The 7,400-nt window shown below is 40.3% G+C and carries 8 protein-coding genes and 1 tRNA gene; 5 read left to right on the forward strand and 4 right to left on the reverse strand.

All coding sequences use genetic code 11. The features are described 5' to 3' along the window. Nucleotides 1–125 precede the first annotated feature (125 nt). From DDV96_RS02595 to DDV96_RS02605, 3 genes are all read right to left on the reverse strand, one after another. Nucleotides 126–1,712, reverse strand: a complete 1,587-nt coding sequence (locus DDV96_RS02595; protein WP_116693162.1) for a S41 family peptidase — start codon at nt 1,710–1,712, stop codon at nt 126–128. Between the two features lie 5 nt (nt 1,713–1,717). Beyond that, nucleotides 1,718–2,146, reverse strand: a complete 429-nt coding sequence (locus DDV96_RS02600; RefSeq protein ID WP_116693163.1) for a deoxycytidylate deaminase — start codon at nt 2,144–2,146, stop codon at nt 1,718–1,720. Nucleotides 2,147–2,292: 146 nt separating this feature from the next. Further along, entirely contained in the window at nt 2,293–2,871 is a 579-nt protein-coding gene (locus DDV96_RS02605) for a HupE/UreJ family protein (protein WP_116693164.1), read from the reverse strand. Nucleotides 2,872–2,953: 82 nt separating this feature from the next. Between DDV96_RS02605 and DDV96_RS02610 the strand changes: the two genes are divergently transcribed. The 4 genes from DDV96_RS02610 to DDV96_RS02625 all read left to right on the forward strand — a co-directional run bounded on the left by DDV96_RS02610 (nt 2,954) and on the right by DDV96_RS02625 (nt 6,713). Next, nucleotides 2,954–3,661: a T9SS type A sorting domain-containing protein gene (locus tag DDV96_RS02610; protein ID WP_116693165.1), complete on the forward strand. Its 708-nt coding sequence runs from the start codon at nt 2,954–2,956 to the stop codon at nt 3,659–3,661. 3 nt (nt 3,662–3,664) lie between these two features. Then, the gene (locus tag DDV96_RS02615; RefSeq protein ID WP_116693166.1) at nt 3,665–4,393 is read left to right on the forward strand and encodes a T9SS type A sorting domain-containing protein; all 729 of its coding nucleotides are present in this window, start codon (nt 3,665–3,667) and stop codon (nt 4,391–4,393) included. A 2-nt stretch (nt 4,394–4,395) separates the two neighbouring features. Then, nucleotides 4,396–5,106, forward strand: coding sequence for a T9SS type A sorting domain-containing protein (locus tag DDV96_RS02620; RefSeq protein ID WP_116693167.1), 711 nt, complete (start codon nt 4,396–4,398; stop codon nt 5,104–5,106). A gap of 230 nt (nt 5,107–5,336) precedes the next feature. After that, the gene (locus DDV96_RS02625; RefSeq protein WP_116693168.1) at nt 5,337–6,713 is read left to right on the forward strand and encodes a T9SS type A sorting domain-containing protein; all 1,377 of its coding nucleotides are present in this window, start codon (nt 5,337–5,339) and stop codon (nt 6,711–6,713) included. A gap of 125 nt (nt 6,714–6,838) precedes the next feature. Here the strand turns inward: DDV96_RS02625 and DDV96_RS02630 are convergent. Beyond that, nucleotides 6,839–6,920 (reverse strand) — tRNA-Leu (locus DDV96_RS02630). 216 nt (nt 6,921–7,136) lie between these two features. On the opposite strand from DDV96_RS02630, the gene DDV96_RS15905 reads away from it, so the two are divergent. Then, nucleotides 7,137–7,400 (forward strand): ISAon1 family transposase N-terminal region protein (locus tag DDV96_RS15905; protein ID WP_116693169.1); only part of this gene is annotated, 264 nt, incomplete at its 3' end.

Genomic DNA, 7,400 nt, shown 5'->3' on the forward strand with positions numbered 1-7,400 from the left:
TCTCAATGATGATTCAGTCAAGCACGACTAGGAATCAAACGACAATTTTTTAACCCAAAGGTTGAAACAGGAAATGAAATGTACGGCGTGATTAGCAGAATGTGATCTCTCCTTCGTCGAGATGACTATTCTCTCGCTTCCAGCTCCAATACCTTGGTGAGCATCGGGTCGCCTTGATTAAGAATATATTCCTGTGCATTGGTACCATACAACTGTTGGGCGATATTGGCTTTCAGCGCTTTTTTAAGCCTCGCTTCGTAGCCCGTTAAATTAATCTGCGCCTCGTTAAAGCGCGCATACTCTATAAATTCTTTTGAAAGCGACTCGTCAACTTCGTAGTTTTCAGCAAAATCTTTGAATTCCATACCGCTAAACGCTTTGCGGTGCTGTTCTAAATATTCAAATATAAAATAAGCCATAAACCCGCTCCTCGAGACGTAATTAATGGTTTCACTGCCTACGCTGGTATCTTTTGGCACAAAGACATCGGGGATGATGCCACCGCCACCATAGACTATTTTGCCCTCTGGAGTCACAAACTTTAAGGAGTCCACCACCTCAATATCTTCCTTGTGCTCCAGCTCGCCATTTTTGTATCGTTTTTCGTATTCACTGAAATAGGCATCGTTGCCATTGCCATACGGCCGTTGTATGGAGCGGCCGGTGGGTGTGTAATACCTTGCTATCGTTAATCTAACGGCACTGCCATCGCCTAAGGACATCTCGCGCTGTACCAGTCCTTTTCCAAATGATCGCCGCCCGATAATGACACCTTTATCGTTATCCTGTAACGCCCCGGCAACGATCTCACTGGCCGAAGCCGAGTTTTCATTGATAAGCACATAGACTTTGCCCTTTTCAAAATCACCCCGGCGGGTAGCGTAGGCTTTATTGATGTCGCCACTTTTGTTTTTGGTGATGAGCATCAGTTTATCGTCTTCTAAAAATTCATCGACCACCCGCTCGGCGGTTGAAATGTATCCCCCTGGATTATTGCGAAGGTCCAACACCAGGCTTTTAATATCCGCGTCGGTTAAATCGTCCAGCGCTTCTTTAAACTCATTGTACGTAGTTTCAGAAAAGCGGTTTAATTTTATGTAGCCTATGGCATCGGTAAGTTTATAGGAAGCATCGACGCTTACCAAAGGCACTTCTTTTCTCCTGAACTTGAAATCCAACAGGCCATCTTGGTTCTTTCGATAAACTTTCAGCTTAATTTTAGAGTTTTTTTCTCCTTTCAAATAGCTTACTACGCTATCGCGGTTAATGCTGTCGCCAAATATTTTTCGGCCATCGGCATATAGTATCCTATCGCCACCTTTAATTCCGGCACGTGCCGCCGGGCCGCCTTTTATGGAGCGTATCACGGCAATGGTATCTTTATAAATGTAGTAACTCACGCCAATGCCCACGAAGTTGCCGCGCATGTCGTCGGCGTTTTCTTCATAGCGGTCGCTGGGAATGTAGACCGAATGTGGGTCCAGGTTTTCCAGGATGCCGTTTACCGTGACATCGACAATGCTATCGGTGTTCACGCGGTCCACATACTCGTAGTCTATGTAATCGATAAGGCGATTGAGTTTGTCCTTTTTGCTGTTGGTCGCAAAAATCTTTTCGGTGGTATCGCTAAAGTTGAGTTTGGAGCCCACAAAAACGCCTGCCGCCAAGGCTGTGCCAATAATCAAGGGCAAATATTTTTTGTGGTAACCCATTTGGTTTATTCTAAGTTTTCAATATGCGTTATTTTAACGCCGGCCTTTTCCAAAAATTTTAGGCCACTGTTATCTTTATAGCCTTTATGGTACACCAAACGGGTTATGCCGGCTTGGTGTATGAGCTTGCTGCACTCTTTGCAAGGCGACAAGGTAATGTACAGGGTAGCCCCGTTGCAAGACTGTGTTGATGAGGCTACTTTTAGTATGGCATTGGCCTCGGCATGGAGCACATACCATTTGGTATAACCTTCTTCGTCTTCGCAAAAATTCTCGAAACCGCTTGGGGTGCCGTTGTAGCCATCGCTAATGATCATTTTATCTTTAACAATAAGTGCGCCAACCTGCTTGCGTTTGCAATAAGAAAGTTTGCTCCATTCTTTTGCCATGCGTAAATAGGCAATATCGTACTGTCGTTGTTTACTGATATCCATACTGTTAAATAAGTAGCGAAAATAGCAGGAAGTTACACTTTTGCAAAATATACGGTGTTAAGGCTTTGCAAAAGCTTTACCATCATAAAAGTATTACAATTTACTGAAACTGAAACCGATTGCCTTCAAGATATTCCAGATTTCAGTTAAAAAATCCAGTTCTCTACGAGCATGGGTATCACCAACCCAATGACAATAGATGAAATGACCAGCACCCAATCCCGTTTGTTGAAGCGGAAAATGGTCTGTACTATAAAAGCCAAGATAAGCACTAACACAACTACTATTAACTGAGCAGCTTCAATGCCAAGGGCAAATTCCAGCAAATGCAGTACGTCATTGTCGCTGCTTATCATTTTAAAATAGCCTGCAAAGCCAAAACCGTGTATCAACCCAAAAAACAGGGTGGTGATGTAAAACAGGCCCAGTTTTTCGGCCCGTTTTTCTTTTCCGGCCGTAAAGAGGTTAAACAAGGCCGTGACCAAAATGGTAATGGGGATCAAAAACTCGATCCAACTGCTGGAAACACTTACCACGCCGTAGTTGGCCAACAACAGCGAAACGGTATGACCTACCGTAAAAAGGGTAACCAAAATAAGCAGTTTTCGCCACGCATTAAAGTTGTAAGCGGCACAAAGCACAATAATGAAAAGAACGTGATCGTAAGCTTGCCAATCGAGCACGTGTTCCAATCCTAATTTAAAATACAGCCAAAAATCGGTCATTGCAGGGAGATTTAAAGTTTCCCAAAGGTAGGAAAACTCGACAGAATTTTATAACTTTATAATCAACTGAAAACCAACCAATATGAAAACACTATTACTTTTTTTACTAGCACTGGTTACCTGCTCTTCACTTTTAGCTCAAAATCCCGAACTTTTTGAGAATACTTGGTATTTGGAACGCCTTTCTATTGATAACACCGACGTTTTTCCGCCTTCAAACAGTGAAGTGCCACACGTGGATGCCATATTTGAGGTAAATGGTGAAACCAATCAATTTTGGAGCACCGTATGCGAATCATTGAGCGGCACGATGGTTTTTGATAATTCAAACGATCAATTTTCGTATCTTGAATTATACCAGAGTCTCTGCGGAGGCTGTACCGATGCTGACAATGCCGATTTTGAGAGCACATATTTTCAATTTTACTTCAACAACTCAGCAAATCCGTTTACCTATGCGATCAACGATGTAGAAAATGATGACAAGCAGTTAATCGTAACAGGAGAAAACGGCAATCAGGCTTTTTACCGGAATACAGTATTGAGCAATGCTGTTTTTTCTGAAACCTTCTTCAGTGTTTATCCCAATCCCGTTTCAGAAACACTTTTCATCATTTCAGAGAACAATGCCATTCAAAATGTTTCTGTATTTGCGATCAATGGGCAGTTGACTTTTTCAGAAAAAGGAAACACACAACATTTGGACGTTTCAGCACTTTCCAATGGGTTGTATTTTATTAGAGTTGCTTCGGAACAAGGCACAAGCGTTCAAAAATTCATAAAGCATTAACCCATGAAAAAAATATTCCTGCTTTTTGCAATGGCCTTATTGGGGTTTGCTTCTATAGGCCAACAGCCCAACCCAGATGTGATAAAACAATGGTACCTGCATGCCATTACCATTGATGGTATAGACTATTCACCTGCGGATTATGGGTTTTATCCTGATATAGTGTTTGAAGAAAACGGTGGCATAGTCAATTTTGTCATAGAAACCCCAAACAGTGTAGGTTGTTTGTTTGAAAACATCGATTTTTCGGAAAATCCTGCTTTTTTTCAACTCTTGGAAAACTGGAACTGCTTAACCCAATTAAAATGCCTTGACGGCCCCGAAGGTCCATGCAACCAAATCTACGGTATGCACGCTGATTTTTATTTTAACACCCTTCAAACCCCGTTAAACTACACCCTTACCTATAATGAAGATGAAACCCAGACCTTAGTAGTGGTGAACAATGACGGCGACACCTCGCTATACGGCAGCGAACCTTTATTGAGCACTCCCAGTTTTTCCGAAACCCCTTTTGCCGTCTATCCCAACCCAGTTTCAGAAACACTTTTTATCTCTTCGGAAAACAATATTGTTCAACGTATTTCTGTATTTTCGATAAACGGAAAATTGATTCTTTCAGAAAAAGGAAACACACAACAATTGGACGTTTCGGCACTTTCCCATGGGTTGTATTTTCTTGAGATTGCTTCGGAAAATAAAACAGCCATTCAGAAATTTATAAAACGATAAGTATGAAAAGACTACTGCTTCTTTTAATAGTTTCAGCAAATTTACAAGGTTTGGCGCAAGAACCGCTTTTATTTCAGACCGATTGGTATTTACATAGCTTTACATACGATGGGGTGGAATACGATATTCCTGCAAACGATCCATTTTATAGCCAACAACTATTTTTTAATGACACAAATGACGGATACCAACTTTCTACCTATATTACCATTGAGACCTTTTCAGCAAGCCCAACTTTTGAAGCCGACACGTTTACAACCGTGATGCCAACAATAACCTTGTTTGGCTGTGAGGATTATTGCGATCTTGAACAAGCTTATTTGTACGATTTCTTTTTTAGGGAAGGCGATCCCTACACTTTTACCTACACTACTTTTATTATTACCGATGAGTTTGACGAAGTGTTTGAACTTTACATAACCGATCAAGATGGTAATCTAGCTGTATATCGTGACACACCTCTCCTGTCAGTCCCAAAACAGGAAGAGCTTAGGGTTTCTATATACCCCAACCCTGTTAAGGACCAACTATTCTTTAAAAAAGCGGGAAATCCAATTCAATCTGTTTCAATCGTAAACTTAAATGGTCAAAAAGTATTGGAATTTCAAAATTTACCTGAAACTATTGATATATCCTCACTATCTTCTGGTGTTTATTTTGTTGAGATTACTTCGGAAGATGGTAGCAGTGTTCAAAAATTCATAAAAAATTGACCGTTTTCAGACAAACTTCAAAACTTTAACAAAAATTCATTTTCTTAAAAAAACAGCATTAAATACTGTTTTTTAAAGATTTTGTCTTTCCTTTTAACAAACCCACCGTACGCATCGTCATCTTTTTTGTTAACAGGACTTTACCTACCAATTTAGTAGGTTTTAAACATATTTTTTTTGTCTGTTTTTAAACAATAAGTTTGTTTAAATTCATTTAAAAATTCTACACCATGACAAAAAAAATACACTCTATTTTAATTGTGCTTCTGGTCTTCGCAACGGCTGTACAAGCGCAAACATTCCCTACAACATCTTGGAGCGATCTTGCCGATACAAGTTGGCATAATTCAGCTCAAGATGAATTTACACTTTCTACTGCTGAAGAATTGGCTGGTTTAGCACAATTGGTGGCAGATGGCAACTCTTTTCAAGGTAAAACAATACAGTTAGACGCAGATATAGACCTAGACGGAAATCTATGGTTTCCTATTGGAGTAGATGTAGACTTGCCTTTTTCAGCGACTGTAGAAGGAAACGACCATACAATAAGCAATTTATGGATTAATATGCCAGATACTGAAATGGCGGGTCTTTTTGGACATACTGCTTCGGCTTCTTTTTCCAACATCCATGTTGACACATCTACTATTGTTGGAGATGACAACACCGGAACTCTGGTGGCTAATCTATTCGACAATGGCTCGGTTACTAATTGTAGCGCTATCAACGTAAACGTAACTGGACAATATACCACAGGCGGGTTAGTTGGTGGATTTTTAACCAACTCTACGATATCCAACAGCCACGCGATTGGTGATGTAGTCGGATACGGACAAGTAGGAGGTCTTGCTGGCACTGGTTTCGATGCTTCAGCAGTAACTGAATGCTATTCTGAAGGTACAGTAACTGCAGATTTTCTAACTGGTGGATTAGTGGGCTCATATCCATTTGGATTTGGAGGAGCAAACACTATAGATAATAGTTACTCACGATCTAATGTAGTTTCGAATGTAGAACGCGCAGGCGGACTTATTGGTGGCGGAGACATTGCTTTGGTCATTAAAAATTCTTATTCAACAGGTACGGTAGCTGCACCTGAATTTGCAGGAGGTGTAATTGGTTTATGGGGTCAGATTGAAGTGGAAAACTTGTATTTTGACACAGAATCCTCTGGAATGACAGAAGGCGTAGGTGACATTCAAGGACCTCCTGTTACACCAGACATCACAGCTTTAACAACGGCCGAAATGAAATCTGAAGCAACTGTAGATTTATTAAACTCAGGTTCAACAGAGGCCCCTTGGTCTATCGACTCAAGCGTTAACGAAGGTTATCCTGTTTTAAATTTTGTTTTAAATGTGCAAAACAACTCTTTTAATGCAGCGTCTGTAAAAGTATATCCTACTATTTTTGAAACAGAATTCACGGTTTCTTCGAGTTTAGGATTAAATTCTTACCGCATTTTTAGCCGTTCGGGAGCCTTGGTTTTAGAGGGCACTCTAAACGGCACCACAACCATTACCGCTGGTAATCTTTCGGCAGGGGTTTATATTTTGAACATCCATACCGAAAATGGCATGGTTACCAAAAGGATTATTAAAAAGTAATCCCGAAGAACACCAAAAGCAATAAAGCCGCCGAAACCATTTTTGGCGGCTTTTTTTATCTAATGATTTTTTTGTTGAAATGTTCCGTACATAAAAAAAGCCCCAACATCTCTGTTAGGGCTTTGTACCTTGGGTGGGAATCGAACCCACACTCCCGAAAGAACTGGATTTTGAATCCAGCGCGTCTACCAATTCCGCCACCAAGGCAAATACGGACGGCAAAATTACAATTTTTTTTATTTCAAACCGTATTCTTGCAAAAAAATTGCGCTTTGAAGGTCATTTTTTTCCTTTCATAATTTGTTGCGCTATATCCATTACCCCTATTCCTAAAAAGAAAAGAGAAACAACACTACAAGGGATCAAGTCCAAAAGTTGGGTCTAGAGTGAAAAATAGTTTTCTTTGCGGATAAATATTTTCCAATGAATAAAGAGACTGATTTACCCCTGCTAAGCTTAATCCTTCCTGAAGGTTTACTAACTTACTTTACCATTGTTGGGTTTGATAAAAAACCCATTAAAGACCCCTTATACGTTAATCGGCTGACCATTTATTTAGAAGAAAAAAAGGAAATCCCCGAAGCCTATAAAAATCACCAATATAAAGCTAGCGGCTTTATGGAGCCCCGAATAATTGAGGATTACCCAATCAGAGATAATTTGGTAAGCTTAAGCTTGAAGCGAAGA

The organism is Marixanthomonas spongiae (genome assembly GCF_003095375.1).
GTDB classification, from domain to species: domain Bacteria; phylum Bacteroidota; class Bacteroidia; order Flavobacteriales; family Flavobacteriaceae; genus Marixanthomonas; species Marixanthomonas spongiae.